Origin of the sequence: Bacillus sp. FJAT-28004 (assembly GCF_001280845.1) — a bacterium.
Lineage (GTDB): Bacteria > Bacillota > Bacilli > Paenibacillales > Paenibacillaceae > Pristimantibacillus.
Genome location: NZ_LGHP01000001.1, coordinates 1,453,438 through 1,478,319 on the forward strand (window position 1 = coordinate 1,453,438; position 24,882 = coordinate 1,478,319).

The following is a 24,882-nucleotide window of genomic DNA, read 5'->3' on the forward strand; positions in this document are numbered from 1 at the left end:
GGGTGAATGACTTTATTAATAGAAGGGAAGTGTCAATTGACAAAATGAATATTGACAGCGATGAGCTTAAGGTGGTTATATACGAGGAGTAAGGTTAACATCTATTCAAGGAGCTACTATGCAAAAAAACATGCGCATGTCTACTATATTAAAACTATTTTTTATATCCGTTGTCATCGTACCGGTCTTATTGATATGCTCCGTTATTTTGAACATTTATGAACGGGATATTCTCGAACAAAACACAGGGCGCTCGCTACAAATATCGAAAGCGCTTTCATATTCAGTCAGTCAGGAAATCAACCGGATGTCAGGTCTGTTTGCTTCGATTGGTGTAGATCAGGATGTCATTTTTACCATATTTGATATTAACCATTCGAGCGGTATCGAGAAGCAAAAAGCTACCAATAAGCTGAAAATTATGATCGAGAAGTACACCGCATCCGTCTCAGGGCGTGTACTTTCTGTTAACTTTTTTTTTGATAACGGAAAATCTTATTCCTATTTGAAAAACATGATGATGGAGGATTCCGTTGTCCGCGAGCAAGAATGGTACCGTGACACCATTAGCAAGCCTGACGTCATACGGTTTCAAGGGATGCTTCCCAATGCTCTTTATGGTAATTACAATCCTTATATGATGGCTGCTGCACTCTCTCCAAGCACGACTAATCGGATGTCAAAAATGGAGTTGATCCTGTTTACTTTTGAAAGCGGTACTTTTGATCATATTTTGCAATCACGCGATAATTCGGAATCTGTACTGCACATTGTAAGCAATAAAGGTCAAATTATCGCTTCGAATACGGTTATTGATAGAGGTAGTTCGATCGTTAACAGTTGGTCGAGTGAAATAAGCCGCGGGGTAGAAGGTTCCTTCGTGGATGATTCTGAGGACAACAAGAAATTAATAACGTATGCAAAAGTAGACAATACAGACTGGTATATTGTTCAAATTATACCGTTTGCAGATTTGCTCGCAAATTACCGAAATGTAAATTCATTTGTGTGGTTTCTCGCGATTTTGATCATTTTAGCGTTTGTGCTCGTTTCCTTTTATTTTGTTTCCAATGTGACGAAGCCTATCCGCGTACTGCTCCACCAAATGGTCCGTGTAACGGGTGGGGATTTAAATGCGAGATTTACAGGCTCTGGCAGCTTGGAAATGGTGAGGCTGGGCCATTCCTTTAATCTCATGACCGAACAAGTTCGTGAGTTAATTAGTCAGCATGAGAAACAGGAGGTGGAGAAGCGCAAAGCTGAATTTGCGGCGCTGCAATCCCAAATCAATCCTCATTTTCTAATTAACACTTTAAACGCAATTAAGTTTATGGCATTAATAAGTAAAGCGGACAATATCCGCAACATGACTCATTCGCTCACACAACTATTAGCATCTTCTTTTAATCGCGGCGGGCTTCTAACTACGATAGCGGATGAGGTCGACCATTTGAAGCATTATTTATATATTATGGAGATTCGCTTCGGCAGGCCAATTCAAATGGAATGGAACATCGATCAAGAGATTACGGGACATTATTTGTTAAAGCTGCTGCTTCAGCCTATTTTGGAAAATAGTGTCATTCATGGTTTAAAGGATATTGATTACCCCGGAATCATCAGAATCTCAATCGTAAAGGATGATAAAAATTTGCTCATTACAATTGCAGACAATGGGATGGGAATGCCGTCAGATGTAATCGATCAGCTTGAAGACAAAACGGCTTCCTATACGTTTAGCGGAATGGGTAATCGAAATGTACATAGACGGATACAATTGCATTATGGCTTGCAGTATGGCTTGCAATATGAGTCTAATTTGCCGAAAGGAACAAAGGTGAGCATTCGATTGCCGTTGATTAATGAGCCGGATGAGGAACTGGCTAATTTTTCAGCATAAATGATCATGTTTGAACTAAAAATGTCATCTTTTCTAACCATAAACTCTGTATAATAAATTTCATATACTTGAAAGCGTAAACATTTACGGCTTCGGGTTCTGCTGGGAGAAGTGTAAATGAAATTTAACAAAAGCATCGTTTCTGTCATAGTCGTTACTTTGATATCCGTTGGTTTGCTTGCGGGATGGATCGGTATGTTTAAGGCTGAAACCCATCATACGATTTATTCTTTAGTTGCCAATACGCCGAAGAAACAAACCTCCAATCATAATCAACCAGTAAAAATGAAATTCGGGATATGGGAATCGAAGACAGATATCGAATTTTGGACGGAGAAGGTGAAACAATATTCGGTTCTCAAACCTAATGTAACGGTGGAAGTAGAGACGATTCCGGATAATAGCGGTCAATATTTGAAGGTGCGTCTAACGGCAAATGATTTGCCTGATTTGTTTTATTTAAAACCGGGTCATTTGCCCATTTACAAAAATTCATTGCTTTCTCTTAATCAATTGCAAGCAACGAGCAGAAATAAGTATCCTGCTGAAATAGAAGGTGAAACACTCGGCTTACCGCTTATATCCTTCTCAGAATACGTGTATTATCGTCCGAGTATTTTTGAAGAGGTCGGCGTTAGTGTCCCGCAAACTTTAGGCGAGTTTATGGATGTGCTGAATAAAATCAAATTACACGGCAAATATATTCCGCTTGCTATCGGCGGCAAAGATGATTGGACTTTTTATCCATTTATTGAATTTGGTCCGCCAATTCTAGCAAAAGACGAGAAATATTTAGCGAACATTTCGAATGAAATGACGCCATTCGGCGAAGGCTCAGCCTTTGGTAAAGCTGCGAACATGCTCGAGACGATCGCGGAAAATAAATTAGCCGGTCCTAACGCGCTCGAAATCGGATTTGATCAGGCGAAGCAATTGTTTCAGTCCGGAGAAGCGGCAATGATTGCACTCGGACAATGGTATTATTCTGACCATGTGGAAAAGGTGAGCAACGATGAGGATATAGGCGCATTTGCTTTGCCTTGGAGGGAGACGACCAAAGAACCGCTGCTGTCTGTGACGATGCCGGATCAGTATATGGCGATCAGTAAAAACTCCAAAAACAAAGAAGAAGCGATAGCTTTTCTTGAATGGGTGTTCAGCCCTGAGGTTTATCAGTCTTTTATTAATAATTCACAAAGCTCATCGACGTTGACGGATGTTAATTCTGTATTGCCTTTCTTTAATGAAGCAAACAAAGAACATCCATTTGAACCTTTTATGTATTACGCATTAGATGAGAAATTTGTACAAGTGAAAAATGCAGCGCAATATGACGAGAAAAAGCTGGCGCAAGAAATCTATGCAGGTGAGTCAGTAGCCAGTATACAGAATAAAATGAATGAGAACTGGAGTAGAGCGGTGCAATATGTTCAAAATAAATAAGGCCTATTAGTGTGTAAGGGGGAGTAAGATGCCGAAATACCAAGCCTTTATCGTGGATGACGAGCCTTTAGCCAGATTAGCGCTTCGGGAATATATCGCATTAACTTCAACAGATATCGAAATTGCGGGAGAAGCTGGCGATGGAGAAGAAGCATTAAACCTTTTGAGGGAACGACAGGATATCGACATCATTTTTGCAGATATAAAAATGCCGCGCATGAATGGTGTGGAGCTTCTTGCAGCATTAAGAGACGTTTCGTTCGAGAGTCCGCCGCTTATCGTTATGCTTAGCGCATATGGCGATTACGGCTATGTGAGAGACTCGTTTGTACTCGGGGCATTTGATTACATGCTAAAGGCGAAGTTGGATGAACAATATATTGCACCAGTTCTGAATAAGACGGTGGAGGAGTTGAATAAGCGAAGGCGCAGCAAAGCTGCAGATTCCGTTTATTCCGGCTCAGCCGCCAAGGATGAAGATGAAATCGTCTGTTCCATGCTGCATCAGCTTTCTGTGTCAGATGGATTGAATCTTTCCCACTCTGATCAAAATGAAGAGTTGAAAATGGGCTTGGATATTGTAAGGAAACATCTAGGCGAGAAAAACCAGAAGGTAGCTCTAATTAGACTATCTCATGTGATTCACTTCGAACATACTAAGCAAATCATTATGCAAACCATAAGAACAGTAACGAATACGGATAGAAATGAAGGGATATGCCGAGTTTGTCGTCATGATGAACGGAACTATATTTTGTATTTCACCTTTCCCGAGCAGTGCAGTGCGATGGCTATTCGAAGTTTGACCCAAACCGTCCTAACGGATGTGAAAATAAGGCTGCGACAGTTTTTAAATCTAAATTTATCTATCGGTATCAGTGACTCTGCCAATGGAGTTATGCAGTGGAACCGATTGTTCCGTCAGGCAGAACGGCTTTCCCTTCTTAGTTACTATCAAGGTTATGATCACTTGATATATCCTGAAGCCGAACGATCAGTTGGCGCAGAGAAGGACAATTGGAAAGAAGCATGGACGCCATTCAAGTCGGAGTTGCTGCAAGCGTTAAAAGATGCGGACCAAATGAGATGGAAACAATCGATACAGCACGGATTTAAGCTGCTGCTTGAATACTTTCCGTCATCGCCTGAGTCTATCAAAAAAGCACTCAGCGACTTGATCTGGGAAGCTGGAACGCTGATGCATGAGAGAGGAATGTCGTGGGATAAGCTCCACGAAAGATTTCCTCAACCCGTTGAGCATGTCCGGAACATGGAGACGTGGGATGAGACAACGGAATGGATGCATTTATTTCTAGATGCTTTGCATGAAAAGCTGCATCCAAAATCCGAAAAGACAGCAACTTGGCTCAGCCCTGTTGTAGCTAAAGCCAAAGCGATCTTGGATAATCACTTTAATGAGGATTTGCATTTATCAACCATTTGCACAATGGTTGGGGTAAGTGACAGTTATCTTAGCAAGCAATTTGCGAAAGAAATTGGTATTAATTTCATCAACTATTTGACCAATTTAAGAATCGAAAAAGCGAAAGAAGGTTTGGAGAACGGGTTGAAAATTTATGATGTAGCTGAGAGCGTTGGGTACGTCAATCCCGAGCATTTCAGCCGAATTTTCAAGAAGGTAACGGGGCTTAGTCCTGTAAGTTATCGTAAAAAATGTGAAAAACGGCCCATGACGGCTTCCTACTATTTAAATCATTCTTAAATGCCAAGGGGTTGTTCTTCAAGTAGGTTTATCTACTTGAGGAACAACCCCTTATTTTGCTAGAAAGTAAGTCGCATGAGGAATGGAGTAGGCTCTTAAGCATTAAGTCTCTGTCATGATTCCTCCATTGACATGCAATACCTGACCTGTAACGTATGACGAATCTTCAGAAGCTAAATAAATGTAGGTTGGAGCGAGTTCGAACGGTTGACCTGCTCGTTTCATTGGCGTATTTGAGCCAAATGTTTTTACATATTCAGCTGGATAGCTGGAGACGGTCAGAGGTGTCCATATCGGACCCGGTGCCACAGCGTTAACGCGTATTCCACAATCTACTAATTGCAGCGATAAGGAACGGGTAAAGGAAACGACCGCTCCTTTGGTTGATGAATAATCGACCAGAAGCGGGGCTCCTGCATAGGCGGTAACGGATGCTGTGCTAATGATGGTGCTGCCGTGACAAAGATAAGGAAGCGCGGCTTTAGTCAAATAGAAATGAGGAAAAATATTGGTCCGATAAGTATCTTCCAGCTGTTCATTAGTGATGTCCATGATGTTCGTCTGAGGAAACTGGACACCTTGGTTAAGCACCAAACAATTGATTTTTCCATAATGATCCAGTGTTCTTCGGACGATTTCAGAGGAGAACTCCGGCCTACGAAGATCACCTTCGATCAACAGACAACGACGTCCGTATTGCTCCACCATTTGCTGAGTGTCAATCGCATCTTGGCGTTCGTATAAATAAGCGATTGCCACATCAGCACCTTCTTTGGCGAAGCCAATGGCGACGGCACGGCCAATACCGCTGTCTCCTCCTGTAATGATAGCTATTTTACCGGACAGCTTCCCACTTCCTTTATATGCGGGGTTGTCAGATATCGGAAGCGGGAACATTTTGTATTCGAGGCCAGGCTGCCTTTCTTGATGCTGGGGCGGAAATGTAATGGGTTCTTGCTTACACTTTGTTTCCTGTCCGTAATAAGGATAGTGCGGAATCATCGAAGTTTCCTCCATTTGAGTTCAATGCAATAGGATATTCACCCAATGAATGAAACGGAACTCTCGACTTGCAGTCTTGCAGTATGAAGGAAGCAAAGAAATCATTCTTAATGCAGCCGCTAGCGGGTTTCAAATGTTGATTTGTGGCTTTTTGTTGATCGCCTGCTTATAAACCGTTTTGATTGATTTGTTATAGACTAGAACAATATAAACAATGTCCAGTACTAAGATAAGAACATACATGATCAACAATAAATGTGATTGCGGATATAGCGAAAAGCAGAGGATGGAGGCAAATAAGGTGCCTACCATTTTGAAGTAAGCGATAGACAGGGATTGTCCTTCCAGATCTTTGATCATCAGCATTCGAATGAAGAGAATCGACATGAGCAGATTGATGCCAAAGGCCGAATAAATGCCCATCTTATCATGGAATTCAACCGCCATCCCATAATGCAGCAGAAAAGCGATAACAAGCAAGGCGAAAATAGAAGCATGAATAGTGCGTTTTGGATATGAACCTTTGGAATAATAGAGGAATTGGAGCAAAATAATGCAGTCAAGCAGGAACCACACTAAGGTAGCGATTTGCTGAAGCGGATGAAACGGCATAATAAAGGTGAACAGAAATTCCCAAGTAATATTCGCACATATAGATGCGAGCGGCATTCCGCAGGCTTGATCTTTAAATCCTTTGTAAATAACGAGAATATAGACGATCGTCCAAAATAAAGCTATCCCAAACATCAGAAGATACTCTACTATTAAAGGCAACAGATGCTCCATATACCGACAATCGCATCCTTTCTGATAAGATTCGTCCAACAAGTACAGACATCCAGCTTGTCTATTTATATGAAAATAGTATCTACTGTAGACCCTTGAGTGTATGAAAATGCTTTTGATGTTGTAGGAGATAGAGAGGGCAGATATGGAATCGATCATAGGTGTGAGAGGAGATCTATTCATGGACTTTATTTACGAAAATGAGGCACTGACAGTAACCGTTGTTAAAGCGATCCAGACTGGCGATATCCCATCGTTGAAGCGGCTTCTTGAAGAGAATCCAGGCTTAGCTACGGCAAGAATTATCGGAAGAGACAATAACAACGAAGGCAAGAGTTGCGGAATGTCTCGAACACTGTTGCATGTATTAACCGACTGGCCCGGTCACTTTCCTAACGGTGCGGCTACTGTGGGTACGTTAGTCGAGTTCGGTGCGGAGGTGAATGCTCGGTTCACTGGGCCGCACACTGAGACACCGCTTCACTTTGCTTCAAGCTGCGATGACATTGAAGTGCTTGATGCGCTTCTTGATGCTGGCGCCGACATCGAAGCGCCAGGCGCAGTGATCGCCGGTGGCACACCACTAGACGACGCAGTGGCGTTCGCACAGTGGCGGGCAGCGCATAGGTTGGTTAAACGAGGAGCTCAGTTCGCACTCTGGCATGCGGCTGCGTTAGGACTGATAGATGCAATGGAGGGATACTTCGCCGGTGCCACACTTTCGGAGCGATACCCATGGGGAGCAAGGGGTTCTACACCTCTGAACAAGACTACCGTCGCCTTCTGGTGCGCTTGCCACGGTGGACAGTGGCAATCTGCAAAGTATCTTCTCGACCGAGGTGCGGAACTGAACTGGATTTCGGTTTGGGATGGATTGACCCCACTGGATGCAGCGCAACGTAGCTCCGCTGTTGATATGGTTCAGTGGCTGCGTAGTCTAGGCGCCAAATCCGCCAGCGAACTTTGAATGATCAATTTGCGCTGCAGGGTCTCAAACTAGAGCTCTTGAGGATTAATCTATCGGGCAGTCAGGTGTAATAAAAATTGGAAGCCGTAGAAGGAAATTGTATCGCCTCATATTAAAAAGCTGCCAACAACTGAAGTTGTTGGCAGCCCCTGTTATTCTATTTCGACGCAGACACTGCTGCTGCATCTTGTAATGCTATTGCAGTTGTATATTTGAAGTTCTCGGTGAAATCGACGTTCTTTACGGTTACTTCAAACTCTTGTTGCATAGTTCCCGCTTCGTCGTACACCTGCACAAATCCATCACCGTTAGCGACTGTTTCTCCATTGTAAGCTTCACTGTCGGTGTGCATAAAAAGTAGTGCGTCTTTTTCATTAACCTTTCGTACCGCTTGATGATCCGAGGTGATGCCTTGCGCTGTTTTGTCCATGAGGTTTACCCACACCGTGGTCTCCATGTACTCTTCGTCTGGGTTAATATACTCCATCGCCATTTCAAATGTCGCCTGATCCTTGTAAGTCGTAAGAATGGCGCCTTCTGCATCGACTTTCGCAAAGTGATGTCGAACAGGCTCCCAAATGGCTATGGATACGGTTTGTGTAATTTTATCCCATTTGACCTTGGCGCCAAAAGCTTCAGAGAGGAAACGAAGCGGGATAAGTGTACGGTTGTGAATGACTTGAGCCGGTACATCGAGCCTAACTTTCGTTTTGTTGACTAGGGCGACCTCGCTTTTGATCGTCAAAATGACAATTTTGTCTGCATACGTTGCAGTAATTTGCTGTTTCTTTTGATTCCAGTTTACGGCTATACCCATGTCTTCGGCTGTGTTGCGGAAAGGAACCAGCACTCGTCCTTTTTGCATCACAGGCGCTTGATCGTATTGCACCTGCTCATCCTGGACAAAAACCTTGATGGGCTGAGCAGCAGATACCTGTAGTGGGACCGATACGATACTGATAAGTAGTAGGACAAACATAATTTTCTTCATGACTGACATGATGCACCTCCGTACACGATTATGATGGATTTGCATATTTTTCGCAAAGGCAATTTGTGGAGAATAATATTTGCACCTTTTGGGTAAGATGCTCCGCGGAAAGTCCGCGATATTGTCCAAGATTTCAACCACGACAAGCTCATCGAAACGATCGAGCCTTTTCACATTAAGTTAACGGGATAGATCTACTAATATTGAACTTGGAAGAAGTCCGACGTAGAAGTATAAAAGTATGGAGCGTTATTCCTCTAAATATGTTGGATTGGAGGCCAGATGCACAAGCCCTAAATATTAAAGAAATGATCCGGCATGTATTGGACGGCGAGCATTATTATCATCTTGCAATACATAACAGAGGAAGTTTGCATTCATACGATTCTCCTTTAAATTAATCGAAGTGATGTAGGGTATGTTCGAACTCTAGGAGATATGTTAATGAGGATCGCATACCACGAATCCGTTCACACCGGTCAACTGCTGGATTATATGCGAATGGCTGGTATCGATCGCCCCCAAATTTGGGATTAATATATGTTTTTAAAATAACGGATAACGATAGCTGAATCTCATATATTGTTGAGCAGGCTCAACGGTAGACTGCTCTTTTTATTAAGATAACGGGCAGTTTTGTTTAATAAAGGAAACTACCTTGGCAAAGAGAATATAACAGGAAAAGGATAAAAGGAGAAAGACGAATGACGTTATTCTTACTAATTCGCCACGGAGAGCCACAATGGGAAATAAACGAAAAGTATAAATTAAAGGGACACGGTCGTGATCTAGCGCCTCTAACCTCAAACGGTATAAGACAAGTATACGATACAGCGAAAGATAAACGGCTAAAAGAAGCAGATTTTATCATCTCTTCACCTTATCCTAGAGCACTCCAAACAGCAGCTATTCTGTCCAAAGAACTGCAGTTAGAAATTATCATTGAATTCGATTTAAGGGAATGGCAACCAGATCTCTCATTCCAATATGACACTATGGAGAGACTTAAGGAACTTGGGGATGATTTTGATAAAAATAACGGAATCTATCCTTCAGGCGAGACCAAAACATGGGAATCTAAGGAACTTTTGAAGCAACGCGTAGAGAAAGTAATTGACAGATATTTGGACTGTTCAAAGGTAATTGTCACTGGTCATGGAATGGCCTTTCGTACTTTGGTCGGTGAGATAGGAGAAATCCCTCATGCCTCAATAACTGAATATAAAAAATTAAGCTAGCGGATAAACGATAGTTCAATAGCGAAGGACTACTCCCCATGGTCTGTATCCCTTTATATGACTACTACGGATGATAAAATAATATGAGGTTAGGATTGGGTTGGGGAGTTATTTCCTCATGAAGTTGAAATCGATGGGTTTTGGGTTAATCATATTGGGTGGCAAAGAGTGGTCAGTAATGGGTTAATCAAGGGTTTCAAAAAAAACCAAAATCAAAACAGCCGCCAACTCTCAAAGCCAGGCGGCTCTCCACATATTTCCTTACTTGAACTCGTTCAGACGCTCTTCCAGACGGTCCCAAGTTTCGGTGATACCCTGCAGCATGCCCATATCCATGACGGTCTTGAGGGCCTCAGCGGACACATATACACCACGGCTGACCAGCTTCGTCTTGCCGCCAAGATCGATGAATTCCATCGTGACCTCGGTCGAGGGCATGGTCTCGTTCGCATTGCCTTCGGCATCCGAGAAGTAATCGGTGTAGATGATCATCTCCGGCTCGACAATTTCCTTATATACGGCTTTGCCCCAAGATTCCATGCCGAAAAAATCACCTTGGTTCCGATCGACACACTTCATGCAGTAGTGCCAAACGCCTCCCGGCTTGAAATCGACGTTGCAAACCGGAATCTCCCAGCCTCTCGGTCCCCACCAACGCTTGAGATGCTCAGCCTCTTTAAACATCTTGAACACGAGATCGCGCGGTGCGTCGAAAATGCGCTCCAACACCAGCACCCGATCGTTCTCTACCCTCGAAACCATTGCTTTGTTAGACATTGTAATTCCTCCTCATCCATTTGAATGATCTTATGGTTTTTCTTTGTTTTGCAATTCCCTCAAGTACTCTTCCAGATTGTCAAATCTGTCTTCCATGATGCGCTGGAAGGACTTCACCCAACAATCCAGTGCTTGGAAGGGCTCGGGTCGGAGCTTGTAGATCCGACGGTTGGCATCGGCCGTCACTTCCAAAATTCCATTGTCGCTAAGCACCTTCAAATGCTTCGAGGCTTGGGGCTGACGAAGCCCTAGCCGGTCAGCGATTTCCCCCACGGTCAGGGGACCGTCACGCAAGAGTTCGACGATATTCATACGATTCGGTTCGGCCAAAGCGCTCAGCGTCGTCATGTCCATACCCGGATTCTTCCCTGACATGTCGCTCACCTCGTTAAATGATGGTATCTCGGTATGTTATTTTAAATATACATTATAGAGAATATTCCTGTCAAGGAATATTGCGAAAACGAAATGGCACGTCTTCAGTATATCAATACCGGCATCCGAAGTAGATCATACAACTCGCCGGGCTGAAATTAAAAGAAAATACACCGGTAAACACAAAGGGCAGACGAAAACTGTGCGAGACATGGGAGGGTTGACCTCCATGAGCCAATGTGGAGATCCAGAATGTGAGCTATTACAAAAAAAACGCAGCTACTCCTTATTTTTTACTATAATAAAAAAGCAATTTAAACCTATTTTCTATTGACTTGGAGTTAACTCCAGGCTGTAAACTCTTTTATATAGCTTTATCCAAAAAACAGAGGAGTGTTTCGACGGAAGACGATGTAAAACTTGGCAGAACCGGTTTGGATGTTTCACAAATTTGAATTGGTTGTATGAGTTATGGGATTGGACCAAGTTTGTCTCTTACTCATGATTTGAAGTGAACTCTAAGTGCAATTCTATCGGAAAATAGGAGGTGAACGACATGTTTATGACGATTTCTGAAGTAAGTGAAAAATTTGATCTAACACAGGATACACTCCGCTATTATGAACGCATCGGACTGATTCCTCCTGTGAACCGCAACAAAAGCGGAATCAGGAAGTATACGGAGGAAGACTGTAAGTGGGTCGATTTTATCAAATGTATGCGACAAGGTGCAGGCCTTCCGGTTGAAATGCTGATTGAGTATGTCGGGCTGTTTCAACAGGGTGATGAAACCAATGAGTCAAGAAAAGAGCTCTTAGTCGAGCAGCGTAAGCAGCTCAATACTAGAATCGAAGATATGAAGAAAACGTTGGAACGTCTGGATAATAAAATTGCTAGATATGAAGAGACCATCATGAAAAAAGAAAAATCACTAACAAGAACGGCGGATTCATTTTGAGAATTATAGCAAAAGATTGAGGGTATCAGGTTGAGAAATATTTAGAAACAAGCAAATCCGGGTTGGGGAAGCGTTCCTCGACCCGTTTTTTATAACCGCACCGAAGTTTTATATCTTACACCCAGGGAGGTATGTACACGGGCTTGGTGCGATTATGCTAGGCTGGATCTCCCAGTACACGAGCTATCAGGTTTTGTTCACAGTCAGCGCCGTGTCGGTTACGGTCTCCTTATTGATGTTCACTTTCTTTGTGAAACGTTTGTTGAAAGACAATCGGCTGAGACCTGTCAATTCCGGCACTCTTCTCACTGAAGCCGATATAAGCAAACCCAGTCTCACAAAATAGCCATTTTATAATCAGAGAAAGGAGAAAACATATATGATCAAAACACATGCCCTCAGCATAGCAAGTGCCGGTTCTCCGTTTGAGTATACAACGATTGAACTTCGTGATCTTCGAGCGCATGACGTACTCATCGATATCAAATTCTCGGGAATTTGTCACTCCGATATTCATCAGGGTGAAGGGGACTGGGGAGAAGGTATCTTCCCGATGGTACCCGGTCACGAAATCGTCGGTATCGTGACTGCCGTGGGCTCACACGTGTCAGAATACTCGATCGGCGATCGTGTTGGTGTAGGAAGCTTAGTAGACTCCTGCCGCATGTGCGAATATTGTTTGTCCGGTGAAGAGCAATATTGCAAAAGAGGAGCTGTATATACATACAATGCTCTAGATTATGAGGGTAACCCCACTTACGGCGGTTACAGTGAGCAAATCGTTGTGGACGAGGAATACGTGGTTCGTATCCCCGATACTCTTGGACTTGACGTTGCTGCCCCGTTATTGTGTGCAGGTATCACAATGTACTCTCCGCTCAAGCATTGGAATGCTGGTTCTGGCATGAAGGTTGCCATCGTTGGGATGGGAGGGCTCGGACATCTCGGCGTCCAAATCGCTCACGAGATGGGTGCGAACGTCACGTTGTTAAGTCAGGGCGAGAACAAGCAAAATGAAGCTTTTCGTTTTGGTGCCGATCACTATTATGCAACTTGTAATCAGACTACATTCACCGAGCTTGCCGGGACGTTCGATCTAATTTTAAACACCGTTTCAGTGAATCTCGACATCAATGCTTATTTATCGCTATTAGGTGTTGGCGGCTCACTCGTTTACGTCGGCTTGCCTGCAGAGCCAGTATCATACAATACGTTTTCGATCCTGCCAAGAAAAAACCTTACCGGTTCAAGTATAGGCGGGATTAGAGAGACTCAGGAGATGTTGGATTTCTGTGCTGAACATGGGATCGTTCCCCAGATTGAACGGATTCGTGCAGATGAGGTGGATCAAGCTTGGGATCGGGTTAAACAAGGGGATGTGCGTTACCGATTCGTTATTGATATTGAAACGTTGAATTAATAAACAATCTTTATGAAGAATGTCTTTGTACAATCAAAAATAAAAATTCAAAGTAGGGTAATGCGCCCAATCGATCGAATCGATATAGCAGCCTGAACAAGGTGTAACAGGTACACGGTAATTATCTCGCTCTCCATCCCGTAGAAACATTGGCGGCTATCGCCTTGCAGGTCAAGTGTACAGGTCACATGGCCTTTCTGCGAATATAATAAGGTGTATTCCAAAACAGGAAGGAGATAATTACTGTGAACCGTAATTATAATAACATGGGCAATGTAGGCAGCATGAATGCTACCATGAATGCTCCCATGAATGCTCCCATGAATGCTCCCATGAGTGCCCCTATGAGTGCCCCCATGAATACAGCTGAATTTTGTCCCGATTGTCCAACGAAGACGGTGTATGATCCTCCAATTACGCAATACGAGGACATCTACCATCCACAACTTGTGAATGTCATTCAAAATATTGAAACGATTAAGCAGCATCATTGTTGCCCGGTTTATCAGAAGTATTACACGAATACGGAGAAAAATGTTATGGTATCGAGCGTGAAACGCAGGAAGCATGTTAAAACATCTTCCAAGAAACGTTCAAAAAAATAGTCCCTAAATGAAAACAAAGACCCGTAAAAACGGCCGCTTCGAGAATGATGCGGCCATCTTACGGGTCTTTATTCTTGCTTTAACGATGATGGGTTCTAAGCGGCTAGGGTGTTCCGCTATTTCTGAGCACCAGCTTGCTGCAGTGCTTCTATCATTTTCTTATAACCTCGACTCTGAGCATGTTGCAAGGGAGTTACGCCCTCTGAATCCGCAAGAGTTACATCAGCGCCGTGCTCAATTAATATATTCACAATCGCCTGATGATCGACCCCGCCATCCCCGAGAATAATAGCCTCGAGTAGTGCTGTCCAGCCTAGCTGATTCACATGATTGATATTGACATCGGATGTGCTTAACAGCTCTTTCACAATCTCAACATGACCACGATCTGCAGCTGGGATCAGTGCCGTACCGCCAAATCGATTTGTGATGGTCGTATCTGCGCCGGCAGCTACCGATGCTCGGACAAAGTCCATCATACCCTCCGCACCTGCATAAAGGAGCGGGTTATCGGAGCGATTATCTTGAATATTTATGTTTGCGCCTTTTTCTATGAAGAGGTTAAATACATCGAGCTGGTTCGTATGCACTGCAATCATCGCAGAAGTTCTTCCTTGATTGTCTGTTGCATTGATGTCAGCACCTTCGGCTAGCAGCTTCGTTATTGATGCCCTATCTCCTTGCTCCGCTGCAGCTAACAAGGCTTTATTCAACTTGTCCATTTCACTGTTCACCGATTGGGTTGCATGCTGCTCATCACTGGTTAACGGATGATCATTATTTTCCTGGCAGCCCGATATGACGAGAGCTAACATGATGATGATCAATCGCAACATAGCACACCCATCCTTTCTCGAAAATTAACTTATTTCAAGGTCAATGATACATTTGATGATGTTGCCCAAGCACCGATCGGTTTTACCGTGTACGTTGTTCCCGTCGTTAATTTCGCGTCGTTCGTCAGATCGAATACGCCAACTGCTCCCTTGCGGCTGGAATATTTATAGGAAGCAACGATCTTCTCTCCATTCGGAGCCGTTAATTCGACGCTGCGGCCAGAGAATAGCTCATCTCCTGGATCTTCTGCTAGTGATACAAGAATGGAAGTGTCATTAGCGGCTTCAGCACCAGTTAACTGCAAAGTTGGGATTTCTTTTGCTACAAAAGTAGCGTTCGCAATATTCGCCCAATCTGATGTTACCATATAGGTCACGCCGGGCGTCAATACTTGCCCTTCAGGAAGACGGAATTTAGGCTCTTGCTTGCCATCTGTTGATTGTGTAAACGGTACATATTTCGCAATAATCGGTTGTCCGCCTTCAGGAGTAATGGTCACTTGGCGTGCTTGCATCGACGGGATGATTTGGAATGTCTTGCCGCCTGCTTGGTTGTTCTCATCGAGAATGAATGCATTCGCGCCTCGGCCGCCGCTGTATGCTGAGATTATATAACCATAATCAACTACTCCGTTCGCTTGAAGCGATTCAACCTCGAGAGTATCATTCGTAACTTGGCTTGCTGTTGTCATATTTACTTTCGTTGCATTTCCAGCAAATGTAGCTGCTTGTTGGCCTTTATAAGCGAGATTATAAGTTATTCCTTCTTGTTGAACCGAAGTTGGAACGATATAAGTTGCGATGGAGCCTGTTTTTAGACGTGGCATATTCGTTAGAGTAAGACCATCATTAAATACAAAATCTGCTTTCGCCTTTGCGAACACTTCGTCCGTTGACGTAAGCGGCTTATCGAAAGTGACGATGAGTGTAATGGCATTTAGCGATTTGACGTTTGTAATCTTAGCTTGGTCCGAAGGAATGGCTTTCCGTGCAGTTTGTAATAAATATGCGGTTTCGCCGCGAGTTAGGATGTTATTCGCAGAGTTGAATGTGCTAGCCCATGCGTTCACCGACTTAAGATCACGCTTTAATGCTTTGGATACCGCTTGAACAAGCTCTTCAGCTGTTACCGTAGTACGGGGTTGAAATTGACCGTTCTCAGCTTGCATGATGCCAAGCCCTACAACGATTGCTGCATAATCCTCATACCAAGCATTCGGACTCACATCCGTTAGTGTCACTGGATTTGGAGTTGTGTCTTCGAGAAGGAAAGTTTTTACGATCATTTTGGCAAGTTCAGCGCGATTAATGCGGTTCAAAGTGCCCATGGATTGATCTGGATAACCTTGCATTACTCCAAGCTTTGCGAGCTCTTTAACAGCTGCTTCTATTTCTTGATTGGACAATTGTGAGGTTGCTGCAACCACTTTTGCGTTAACTGCGGGTGCTGCGGATACATTCATTACGGCAAATGGAATGGTAGATGATCCTAGTGCTGCTGCAACCAGTAGGGCTGCTACTTTTTTCGAATAGGTTCTCATAGGTAAATCCTCCTCAGTTCATTTCGGCTGTCATTGCATATTTCTATAATAGAGGAGAGAGTTAAACACCCAAGAAACCAGTTATTAATAAATTATAAAATCCAGATTAACATTCTCGAAATTGTATCCTGTGACTCACGAAAAATAAATGGAACAAACATAATAGAATTGATAGATCCATCCTTTTTCTGGTATATATTAATATAAGGTAGTTGATAGATGGGAAAGGGAGTGGCTCATGGGATTACAAAAAGCCAACGAGGATAAAACGACACTATTTAGAGAGTCACTAAGTCAATTTGTCGAAAAAATTCGGCAGGACGAACAAATAATTGCGGCAGTGCTTTTTGGAAGCCTATCCTATGATCAAGTGTGGGAGAAATCGGATATTGACCTCAAGCTGATCGTTCACGATCAGAAGCTAAAGAACAGTTATGTTTGTTTTGTAGAAAATGATGTCCCCATTAATGCCAGCATTCAGACGCGCAATGAGTTTAAGAGGTGGATGGAGCGTTCCGTCAGCGGCTCATTTCAGCAGTCGATGCTTGTGCGCAGCACACTGCTGTTCACGAAGGATGCCTCTATAACTGAATATTTTGAAGAGATTCGTTATATCGGTGAACGCGACAGGCAGATTCAACTGCAACGTCTTGGCTGTCATGTGCTCAGTTTGCTTGCTAAATCGGAGAAATGGCTATACGTGAAGCAAGATGCTGCTTATAGCGCTTTCTGGTTGATCAAAATGGTTGATGTGCTGGCTCAGATCGAAGTGCTGCTGCATGCAGAAGTTCCATCGCGTGAGGCTGTTCAGCAGGCACTTTCGTATAATCCGGATTTCTTTCGTAAGGTTTACACGGAGCTTGTATGTGAACAGGTTACCGAACCAAAGGTTCGGGCAGCTATAGAGCTTGTTAACTATTATTTGAATGAAAGAGCGGAGCTTTTGTTCAATCCGGTGCTCGCTTACTTGAAAGAAGAAGGAGACATTCGCACCGTGACGGATATCGTCATGAAGTTCAGCACAATTATTGATATTGATGCAGGCTCCATAACAACAGCTTGCGATTGGCTGGCTGAGAGAGGGTTTCTAATGAAGTTGGAATCGGAAAGAAAGGCGACGCCGAAAAGCCGAATCATGCTGCTCGAGCCCGCCTATTTGTACGAACAATTCGAAGAGCCAATGTGGGAGATGTGAAGAATAATGAGACAGTTTATAGAAGTTAGGGGCGCTAGACAAAACAATTTAAGAAATATTGACGTTAATATTCCGCGGGACAAGCTGACGGTCATTACTGGAGTCAGCGGATCAGGCAAGTCATCGCTTGCGTTTGAGGTGATTTACGGAGAAGGACAACGCAGATTTCTGGAATCGCTTTCAACGTTTGCTAAGAGTCGGATGAATCAACTTAAGAAAGCGGACGTTGATTTTGTGTTTGGACTTTCTCCAGTCATTGCCATTGAGCAAAAAAAAGGAATCGTTAACCCGCGTTCAACGGTCGGCACGATGACGGATATTTATGACTTTATGAGGCTGCTCTTTGCATCGGTTGGAGAAGCATGCTGCCCTTTCTGTGAGCATCCCGTACCGATCAGATCAGCAGGACAAATGATCGATCATATCCGACAATTGCCGATTGGCACAGAGTTAGAGGTGCTTGCGCCGGTCTATAAGATTTACGGTGAAAATTATGAAACGACCTTCGATGAAATTCGTTCCAAGGGGTTTCGAATGATTCGAATTGACGGGAAAAAGCTCAGCCTCAGTGACACGTTAGAGCTGGATGAAGAGGCGGATTACCGAATTGAGGTCATTGTCGATAAGGTTATTGTTCAGCCGGATTCGTTCAAAGCGCTTACGAAAACAATTGAGAACAGTTTGAAGCTAGTAGGGGAAGGCTTTATTCGATTCGAAATCGTCAATACACCAGCCGATGCGAAGCACGACCGTGATCGATTCTATCAGGGCTTTGCATGTCCAGAGCATCAACTCACGATGGGAGAGCTTCGAGCGAATTACTTTTCATTTAACGATCCGAACAGCGCTTGCCGAACTTGCGGCGGCATCGGAACATTTATGCGTACCGAAGCCAGATTCCTGATCAAGAGCGCGGAAAAGAGCATCAATAAAGGAGCGATTGACGCGAAGCTGCTTGGTCCGAGCACCGGCACTTGGCATTGGACAAGCGTTCGGAGTCTCGCGAGCCATTACGGGTTTAGTCTCGATACGCCGTATACGGATTTGCCGGAGGAAATCAAGAAAATCTTGATGTACGGTACAAAAGGGGAGAAATTTCCTTTCATTCCCGGGGAAGAAGCCTCCAAATCACAATTGCGGCACGCTGGCAAGCTAATGAGCTTTGGTGGTTTAGTTCATATCATCAATTGGTGGTACAAGCTCTACCTGAAACGCAAAACACAATCCTCAAACGAGGATGAGTTTTATAAGCGGGTTATGGTCGAACATACGTGTCCCGATTGTGAAGGAAAAAAGCTGCGACCGCAGCGATTCCGTGTGAAAGTCGGAGGCGCCGACATTCATGAGCTGAGCAGCTATTCGCTTGTCGAGTTGAATACATTTCTGTCATCCATTAAGTATGCAAAGCAGCATGCAAATGTAGGTCAGCAGGTTACTTCCGAAATTCAGACACGATTAAACCTGCTGCTGGATATCGGACTTGATTATTTAAGTCTCGGACGTCGTTCGGATACGATCTCTGGCGGGGAGGCGCAGCGAATTCGTCTCTCTACTCAAATCAGCTCGGGGCTGATGGGCATGTTATACGTGCTGGACGAGCCGAGTATCGGTCTACATGCTAGAGATAGCATTCGTATCATCGACACCTTGAGAAAGCTGCGTGATATCGGCAATACGATTATTGTCGTGGAGCATGACATGGATACGATTTGCAGTGCCGATCACATTATCGAAATCGGGCCTGGACCGGGATTGCATGGGGGTTATGTGGTTGCTGAGGGAACCTCAGAACAGCTGCGGGCGAATCCAGACTCCATCACGGGATCTTTTTTGGCACGCAAACGGAACATTGAGGTGCCGTCCACACGCAGGCAGCCGAGTGGTCAGGTTTTATCGCTGCGAGGTGCGAGGGCGAACAATTTGCGCAATGTAAATATCGACATACCGCTTGGCGTGATGGTCTGTATTACAGGCGTCTCTGGTTCAGGCAAAAGCACGCTCATCCACGAGGTCATTGGCAAGCAGCTTCATGCTGTCATCCGTGATGCACGCATTGTTCCTGGGGAACATGATTCACTGACGGGTCACGAGCATTTGACCGGAACCATCAATATTGATCAGTCTCCGATCGGACGAAGCACAAGGTCTAACCCGGCTACTTATGTAGGTTTCTTTGATAAAATTCGCGATTTGTATGCGAAGGCAGCTAGCGAGGGCGGACGTACGTTGACTAAAAACGATTTTAGCTTCAATCAGAAAGGCGGACGATGCGAAAATTGCCAAGGCGAAGGAATGGTAACGACCCAGCTTCAATTTATGCCGGATGTAGAATCAGTTTGTCCGGTGTGTCAGGGGGCTAGGTTTAACGAAGAAGTTCTTGAAGTCCGTATTCGTGAGATGAATATAGCTCAGGTTTTGGAGATGAGCATAGAGGAAGCTGCATTGTTTTTCGCCGACCAATCTTATATTTTGCACAAATTGAACGTTTTAAACGAGTTAGGACTTGGATATTTACGTCTTGGGCAATCGTCAACAACGTTGTCGGGCGGAGAAGCTCAGCGGATTAAGCTCGCCACGGAGCTAAGCAAATTATCAAGGGGTTCCCACAATCTTTATATTCTCGATGAGCCGACGACAGGCTTGCATTTGCAGGATATTCAGAAGCTGATCGATTGTCTTCATCAGCTCGTAGACGCCGGTCATTCTGTCATCGTTATTGAACATCATCTGGATATGATCAAAGTAGCTGATTACATCATAGATATGGGGCCGGAAGGCGGCAAGAATGGTGGGATGGTCGTCGCGTTCGGAACGCCGGAGGAGGTGGCGCGGACGGAAGGCTCGCTAACCGGTAAGTTTTTGTGTGAGATGCTTGTTCCTACTGAACAGATTAATCTGTAATATGCTCTAGAAATGATGTAAATGGCTGTCGAAATCGATTTAGTCCCATAAAACGTGGAAACCAAAAACGGCAGAGATGCCGTTTTTAGTTTTATTCCACATATAAAAATTCATTTCATGGTAGAATAAAAGATTGAGATTGTTATTTTTCAAGAAACATGTGGAGGAACTAAACTTTTATGAAGGCATCAAACTTATTACGAGGCTTTAACTTTTTGTATTTTGCACTGCTGGCTATGTTTATTTCATTCCTTCCGGTCTATTTAGATGTACAAGGACTAAGTCCTTCGCAAATTGGCTTCATCATTGGGACAGGCGGATTTGTAACGCTAATCGCACAACCTTTATGGGGGATGATAAGCGATAGAACCAAATCAATTCGTAAAGTATTGCTTGTACTGCTAATGTTCTCAACCATAATCGGTTACTTGCTTTATGATTCCAGCAGTTATCCGCAGCTTATACTGTACGCAATGCTGCTTTACTTCTTCCTGATGTCAATCGATCCGCTGACGGAAAGTTTAAATTTTACGATTGCCGAATCTTCAGGAACCAGCTATGGCTCCATCCGTACTTATGGCGCATTGGGCTATGCTTTAGCAGCGCTGCTCACAGGTTACGTTATTTCATATTTCGGCGAACACAGCTTGGCATTGCTTTTTGGCGGAATCGGTTTAATCAGTTTCATTATAGGCTGGGTAATGCCAGATGCGCCTGTTACAGGCAAGCCCGTTACTTTAACCAGTCTCAAGCATTTTATTAGCAACAAAGAGACACTTATGTTTCTGCTCTTAGTGTTTATCTGTTCCGTCCCAGCACGAATGAACGATACCTTCCTTGGCGTATACATTCGTGAGCTTGGCGGGAGTACCGAATTGGTAGGACAAGCTTTTTTCTTGGCAGCAGGAAGTGAAATTGTAGTGTTCGCTCTAAGCTTTTGGTGGATGCGTAAAGGCAAAGAGCTGCTTATTATTTCTTTTTCAGCCGTGTTCTATTTCCTTCGTTTTTTTCTGTCAGCTTGGATTACCGATCCACACCTGCTCGCGTATTTGCAAATTTTACAGCTGTTGACCTTCCCGGTGTTCTATTCGGCAGCCATTCAATATCTTTATCGCATTGTTCCTACGGAATGGCGTGCCACAGGCCAGACGGTGCTCGCGCTGCTATTCTTCGGTATTTCAGGGATTTTAGCCTCCTATGTAGGAGGGGCTGTGTATGGAAGCTTTGGCGGCAAGGCTCTTTATTTGTCTATTTCAGCCATATCTTTTTTGGGAATGCTGTTCGGTCTTATTCTTTATAGGGTTTATGGGAAAAGGCTCTCTGTAACGGATGAAGCTGTATAAGTGAATGAGGTCAGATGTTCAATGTCTCAAAAATCAAAAAGGGAAGCTCGGGGTTAACCCTGAGCTTCTCTTTGTTCGAACATTCGCGAAATTCCTAAAAATGTATTTTCAAGCAAGTTTTCCGAAGTGTGAATTTGAACATGATTTGAACTTAAATGAAGTTGAAGGGTTGGACCGAACAAATCATAACTTTTCGAAATTTGTCCGCCTAAAATAATGCTGTTCGGTTTGTAAGCCGTTATATACGGAGTGAGCATTTCTGCGAGACGTTTGCCGAATTCGAGAAAAACTTCTCTGCAGCGGCCATTTCCAAGTCTTGCTGATTCAGCAATTTCCTTCACGTCCATTCCTGGACCCAATGCGTCAAAATCCTTAGCAAGCTGTAGGATGCCTCTGCGGGAAAACGCATCATCTACAACCCCGTCTCGATATTGTTCGTTGTATAACCAACCATTCGGGGGGACTCCCGGACCCTGTTCGATCATTCGTGAATGGTCGATAAAAGCAGAGCCGAGACCGGTGCCCAAAGTTAATGAAATAAACCGATCTTGCGGAAACTGTATACTTACGCCTAACGCGAACAGTCCAGCATCATTCGCAAAAAGAATATCGGCATGAAGCAAATCTTTTGCCCATTGCTCGTTCGATTTTTGGAAACGTTCTTGGAAAAGCTTCTTCACATTCATTCCGTAAATAGCTTCGAATTTGCTCAAACCTTGGACATAACTAATGCCTTGCGAATAATCGAATGGGCCTGGAAATGCGATTCCGATATGCCACTCGTTATCCACTTCATTGTTGGTCAAACTTGAGTAATAAAACTCGTATTGCAATTTGAAAATAGTCATAAATTGATCGATAATCGTGTTAGCATCCTGGTCTGCCAGAGCAGGGAATTGTTTACGGCTCTCTGCTAGGAGAACGCCATTCTCTACAATGCACGTTTTTATAAAAGTACCGCCTACGTCGAGTGCTAAGACAGTTTTAGATTTCAAGGAGACTCACATCCCAAGCCTTGGATACGCCTGCTTTAATTAACTTACATGGTTTTTCGCCAAGGTTAACGATTTTGTATTCTCCGAATATTGCAGGTAGAATATAGGATTCTGCATATCTAAATTCTACATAAACCGTTTCATCTGCGCAGGAGACGATTCGTACTTTCTCACCTTCAACCAAGTTGTACATGACCATCTCGCCATTTGTGTTGTCTTTCCACGTGTCATGCAAATGAACTCGATGTACATAGAACAGCAAATCATCGCGCTGACCTAACAAATACTCCTCATTTTCCCCTTGTGCTTGAAGAAGTGCAGGGGCAGGGATGAGATTTTCTTGTACCCAATTCGTTTTTTTATGGAAATCAATATTGTCAAAAGCATGGTCGATGTTAATTGGGCGCGGTTTGCCATCTAAGCCTTTACGAAGGAAATCATAAATTTTAAAGGTAAACCACCACGTTGTAGATGAGATTTCGAGCACTAAATTATCTTTCCCAGATGTATGCACGGTGCCCGTAGGAATGAGGAACAAGTCGCCTTTGTTCGCATCAAACGAATTCACGTAATCCGTTAATTCAAGTGGAACGCCCGTTTCTTGAGCGGCTTGTACGGCATCATAAAACCCTTCTTTCGTGCAATCATCAGTCAAGCCCAAATAGACTTTGGAATCGCCTTGTTTTTCCATAATATAATAGGATTCCTGTTGCGCCATAAACTCGTTGAAATGCTCTCGAATATATTCTTGTTTTGGATGTACCTGACATGACAGGTTATCGCCATCAATCGTATCGAGATAATCGAATCGAATTGGAAAATAATCTCCGAATAGCTTGACGAGTCGATCTCCTAAAATATTCGGGTGTTCATAATGCATCACCGTGAGAAAAGGCAGCTCGATCTGGTTGTCCGCATATTGTATTAAAATGGAGTTTTCAGGCGCAATAGGCTCAAACCCCCATGCACAATTGACCCAATCCTTCGGCAAATCCGCGAATTGTTTAAGGAATTGTCCTCCCCAAACACCAGGCGCAAAAAATGGTTTTACGCGCATTGGCGATTTTGCAATCTCGGCAATCATTTGACGCAAGGCGAAGGTAGTTGTCAGCATTGGCGATTTTGGCTCGTTCATATCGATGTAATAATGAACAAGCTCTAAAGTCTGCTTACGATACGTTTCGAGAATTGGCCATTCCACAAACAGGGATATTTTATATTTCTCCACATCATCTCGATTCCAATTAAAACCGAAATTAAGTAGATGCTTTTTGTGTTCGACTTGTTGATATTCGCGGGAGACATCCAGGAAATACGTAATATCGTATTGTCCACCGCCAAGCCAATAGGCCCCAGGACCAAAGGTAATGACGAATGTCGGCATGCTGGATAAAGGGTTCGCAGCAATAGCATCATCGATATATTTAGAAGCCAGTGGCTTTGCATCCGCTTTAAAATAATCTTCGATCGTTCCTTCTGTAAAATACCCGAAAGCGCGGTTGTCTGTAATATTATGATCGAATTGTTTACGTAGTTGTTCGCTCGTTTTTACAAAACTATTGGTACCTATGATAACCACCGGATAACCTTGTTTTTCAAGTGTATCCAGTGTTCTTTGGAGAACAGATTGAAAATGAGCGCCGTGTGTTCCATCAAAGGCAACACGGATGATCGTATGCTGTTCCTCTTCAGCTAAACGAATAAGCGGAGCAATAATGGCCTCAAAACCTTGTTGCAAGCTTTCTTGAGCAAAAGGCGCATCCGCACCTGGCTGGATATGATGTTGAAAGCGAATGGGATTGACAGGTCTTTTCTCGAACATGTATTTCACTCTCCTATATTATGAATAATCTCATTGTAAGGAGTTTTAATTATTAATGATTTAG

At 43.7% G+C, this 24,882-nt stretch carries 20 protein-coding genes and 1 pseudogene; 12 read left to right on the forward strand and 9 right to left on the reverse strand.

The genetic code is table 11. From position 1 onward, the window contains the following. Positions 1-118 precede the first annotated feature (118 nt). The 3 genes from AC787_RS05910 (at position 119) to AC787_RS05920 (ending at position 5,066) form a co-directional block, all read left to right on the forward strand. A complete protein-coding gene (locus tag AC787_RS05910; RefSeq protein WP_054023928.1) occupies positions 119-1,900 on the forward strand; it encodes a sensor histidine kinase in 1,782 nt (593 codons plus the stop codon). Between the two features lie 117 nt (positions 1,901-2,017). Beyond that, positions 2,018-3,343, forward strand: coding sequence for an ABC transporter substrate-binding protein (locus tag AC787_RS05915; RefSeq protein ID WP_054023929.1), 1,326 nt, complete (start codon positions 2,018-2,020; stop codon positions 3,341-3,343). A 28-nt stretch (positions 3,344-3,371) separates the two neighbouring features. Continuing rightward, positions 3,372-5,066, forward strand: coding sequence for a response regulator transcription factor (locus AC787_RS05920; RefSeq protein WP_054023930.1), 1,695 nt, complete (start codon positions 3,372-3,374; stop codon positions 5,064-5,066). Positions 5,067-5,168: 102 nt separating this feature from the next. Here the strand turns inward: AC787_RS05920 and AC787_RS05925 are convergent, their stop codons facing one another. Continuing rightward, positions 5,169-6,068: an SDR family oxidoreductase gene (locus AC787_RS05925; protein WP_054023931.1), complete on the reverse strand. Its 900-nt coding sequence runs from the start codon at positions 6,066-6,068 to the stop codon at positions 5,169-5,171. A 129-nt stretch (positions 6,069-6,197) separates the two neighbouring features. After that, on the reverse strand, positions 6,198-6,854 hold the full coding sequence (locus tag AC787_RS05930) for a hypothetical protein (protein WP_054023932.1): 657 nt from the start codon (positions 6,852-6,854) through the stop codon (positions 6,198-6,200). Positions 6,855-6,999: 145 nt separating this feature from the next. Here AC787_RS05930 and AC787_RS05935 point away from each other — a divergent pair, with 145 nt between their 5' ends. After that, positions 7,000-7,821, forward strand: a complete 822-nt coding sequence (locus tag AC787_RS05935) for an ankyrin repeat domain-containing protein (RefSeq protein WP_235560912.1) — start codon at positions 7,000-7,002, stop codon at positions 7,819-7,821. 157 nt (positions 7,822-7,978) lie between these two features. Here AC787_RS05935 and AC787_RS05940 read toward each other — a convergent pair whose 3' ends face one another. Then, positions 7,979-8,821 (reverse strand): copper amine oxidase N-terminal domain-containing protein, encoded by an 843-nt coding sequence (locus AC787_RS05940; protein WP_054023934.1) that lies wholly within the window; start codon positions 8,819-8,821, stop codon positions 7,979-7,981. A gap of 179 nt (positions 8,822-9,000) precedes the next feature. Between AC787_RS05940 and AC787_RS05945 the strand changes: the two are divergent. Both AC787_RS05945 and AC787_RS05950 read left to right on the forward strand, forming a co-directional pair. Then, positions 9,001-9,349, forward strand: a pseudogene (locus AC787_RS05945) (DinB family protein). Between the two features lie 167 nt (positions 9,350-9,516). Then, the gene (locus AC787_RS05950) at positions 9,517-10,050 is read left to right on the forward strand and encodes a histidine phosphatase family protein (protein ID WP_054023935.1); all 534 of its coding nucleotides are present in this window, start codon (positions 9,517-9,519) and stop codon (positions 10,048-10,050) included. A 261-nt stretch (positions 10,051-10,311) separates the two neighbouring features. Here the strand turns inward: AC787_RS05950 and AC787_RS05955 are convergent, their stop codons facing one another. Continuing rightward, entirely contained in the window at positions 10,312-10,827 is a 516-nt protein-coding gene (locus AC787_RS05955) for an SRPBCC domain-containing protein (RefSeq protein ID WP_054023936.1), read from the reverse strand. A gap of 30 nt (positions 10,828-10,857) precedes the next feature. Further along, positions 10,858-11,202 carry an ArsR/SmtB family transcription factor gene (locus AC787_RS05960; RefSeq protein WP_054023937.1) on the reverse strand — a complete coding sequence of 115 codons (345 nt, stop codon included), beginning with the start codon at positions 11,200-11,202 and terminating at the stop codon, positions 10,858-10,860. A 562-nt stretch (positions 11,203-11,764) separates the two neighbouring features. Here AC787_RS05960 and AC787_RS05965 point away from each other — a divergent pair. The 3 genes from AC787_RS05965 to AC787_RS34350 all read left to right on the forward strand — a co-directional run bounded on the left by AC787_RS05965 (position 11,765) and on the right by AC787_RS34350 (position 14,185). Further along, the gene (locus AC787_RS05965; RefSeq protein WP_054026924.1) at positions 11,765-12,160 is read left to right on the forward strand and encodes a MerR family transcriptional regulator; all 396 of its coding nucleotides are present in this window, start codon (positions 11,765-11,767) and stop codon (positions 12,158-12,160) included. A 379-nt stretch (positions 12,161-12,539) separates the two neighbouring features. Further along, positions 12,540-13,580: an NAD(P)-dependent alcohol dehydrogenase gene (locus AC787_RS05970; RefSeq protein WP_054023938.1), complete on the forward strand. Its 1,041-nt coding sequence runs from the start codon at positions 12,540-12,542 to the stop codon at positions 13,578-13,580. A 245-nt stretch (positions 13,581-13,825) separates the two neighbouring features. Continuing rightward, positions 13,826-14,185 (forward strand): hypothetical protein, encoded by a 360-nt coding sequence (locus tag AC787_RS34350; RefSeq protein WP_054023939.1) that lies wholly within the window; start codon positions 13,826-13,828, stop codon positions 14,183-14,185. Between the two features lie 116 nt (positions 14,186-14,301). On the opposite strand, the gene AC787_RS05980 is transcribed toward AC787_RS34350, so the two are convergent. Together AC787_RS05980 and AC787_RS05985 are read right to left on the reverse strand one after the other, a co-directional pair. Beyond that, a complete protein-coding gene (locus AC787_RS05980) occupies positions 14,302-15,021 on the reverse strand; it encodes an ankyrin repeat domain-containing protein (RefSeq protein WP_082360644.1) in 720 nt (239 codons plus the stop codon). A gap of 29 nt (positions 15,022-15,050) precedes the next feature. After that, positions 15,051-16,562 (reverse strand): S-layer homology domain-containing protein, encoded by a 1,512-nt coding sequence (locus AC787_RS05985; RefSeq protein WP_054023940.1) that lies wholly within the window; start codon positions 16,560-16,562, stop codon positions 15,051-15,053. Positions 16,563-16,800: 238 nt separating this feature from the next. Here AC787_RS05985 and AC787_RS05990 point away from each other — a divergent pair, with 238 nt between their 5' ends. The 3 genes from AC787_RS05990 (at position 16,801) to AC787_RS06000 (ending at position 22,001) form a co-directional block, all read left to right on the forward strand. Continuing rightward, positions 16,801-17,757, forward strand: a complete 957-nt coding sequence (locus tag AC787_RS05990) for a nucleotidyltransferase domain-containing protein (protein WP_054023941.1) — start codon at positions 16,801-16,803, stop codon at positions 17,755-17,757. 6 nt (positions 17,758-17,763) lie between these two features. After that, the gene (uvrA, locus tag AC787_RS05995; RefSeq protein WP_054023942.1) at positions 17,764-20,658 is read left to right on the forward strand and encodes an excinuclease ABC subunit UvrA; all 2,895 of its coding nucleotides are present in this window, start codon (positions 17,764-17,766) and stop codon (positions 20,656-20,658) included. A 179-nt stretch (positions 20,659-20,837) separates the two neighbouring features. Then, complete coding sequence (locus AC787_RS06000) at positions 20,838-22,001, forward strand: MFS transporter (protein WP_054023943.1); 1,164 nt, start codon at positions 20,838-20,840, stop codon at positions 21,999-22,001. Positions 22,002-22,054: 53 nt separating this feature from the next. On the opposite strand, the gene AC787_RS06005 is transcribed toward AC787_RS06000, so the two are convergent. Then, on the reverse strand, positions 22,055-22,996 hold the full coding sequence (locus tag AC787_RS06005; RefSeq protein ID WP_054023944.1) for an ROK family protein: 942 nt from the start codon (positions 22,994-22,996) through the stop codon (positions 22,055-22,057). Further along, positions 22,986-24,818 carry a class I mannose-6-phosphate isomerase gene (locus AC787_RS06010; protein WP_054023945.1) on the reverse strand — a complete coding sequence of 611 codons (1,833 nt, stop codon included), beginning with the start codon at positions 24,816-24,818 and terminating at the stop codon, positions 22,986-22,988. Before AC787_RS06010 ends, AC787_RS06005 begins: the two co-directional genes overlap by 11 nt. Between the last annotated feature and the right edge of the window lie 64 nt (positions 24,819-24,882).

Coding starts and splice junctions, on each gene's coding strand:
- AC787_RS05910 (WP_054023928.1), top strand. CDS start 119: ATGCAAAAAAACATGCGCATGTCTACTATATTAAAACTATTTTTTATA.
- AC787_RS05915 (WP_054023929.1), top strand. CDS start 2,018: ATGAAATTTAACAAAAGCATCGTTTCTGTCATAGTCGTTACTTTGATA.
- AC787_RS05920 (WP_054023930.1), top strand. CDS start 3,372: ATGCCGAAATACCAAGCCTTTATCGTGGATGACGAGCCTTTAGCCAGA.
- AC787_RS05925 (WP_054023931.1), bottom strand. CDS start 6,068: ATGATTCCGCACTATCCTTATTACGGACAGGAAACAAAGTGTAAGCAA.
- AC787_RS05930 (WP_054023932.1), bottom strand. CDS start 6,854: ATGGAGCATCTGTTGCCTTTAATAGTAGAGTATCTTCTGATGTTTGGG.
- AC787_RS05935 (WP_235560912.1), top strand. CDS start 7,000: ATGGAATCGATCATAGGTGTGAGAGGAGATCTATTCATGGACTTTATT.
- AC787_RS05940 (WP_054023934.1), bottom strand. CDS start 8,821: ATGTCAGTCATGAAGAAAATTATGTTTGTCCTACTACTTATCAGTATC.
- AC787_RS05950 (WP_054023935.1), top strand. CDS start 9,517: ATGACGTTATTCTTACTAATTCGCCACGGAGAGCCACAATGGGAAATA.
- AC787_RS05955 (WP_054023936.1), bottom strand. CDS start 10,827: ATGTCTAACAAAGCAATGGTTTCGAGGGTAGAGAACGATCGGGTGCTG.
- AC787_RS05960 (WP_054023937.1), bottom strand. CDS start 11,202: ATGTCAGGGAAGAATCCGGGTATGGACATGACGACGCTGAGCGCTTTG.
- AC787_RS05965 (WP_054026924.1), top strand. CDS start 11,765: ATGACGATTTCTGAAGTAAGTGAAAAATTTGATCTAACACAGGATACA.
- AC787_RS05970 (WP_054023938.1), top strand. CDS start 12,540: ATGATCAAAACACATGCCCTCAGCATAGCAAGTGCCGGTTCTCCGTTT.
- AC787_RS05980 (WP_082360644.1), bottom strand. CDS start 15,021: ATGTTGCGATTGATCATCATCATGTTAGCTCTCGTCATATCGGGCTGC.
- AC787_RS05985 (WP_054023940.1), bottom strand. CDS start 16,562: ATGAGAACCTATTCGAAAAAAGTAGCAGCCCTACTGGTTGCAGCAGCA.
- AC787_RS05990 (WP_054023941.1), top strand. CDS start 16,801: ATGGGATTACAAAAAGCCAACGAGGATAAAACGACACTATTTAGAGAG.
- uvrA (WP_054023942.1), top strand. CDS start 17,764: ATGAGACAGTTTATAGAAGTTAGGGGCGCTAGACAAAACAATTTAAGA.
- AC787_RS06000 (WP_054023943.1), top strand. CDS start 20,838: ATGAAGGCATCAAACTTATTACGAGGCTTTAACTTTTTGTATTTTGCA.
- AC787_RS06010 (WP_054023945.1), bottom strand. CDS start 24,818: ATGTTCGAGAAAAGACCTGTCAATCCCATTCGCTTTCAACATCATATC.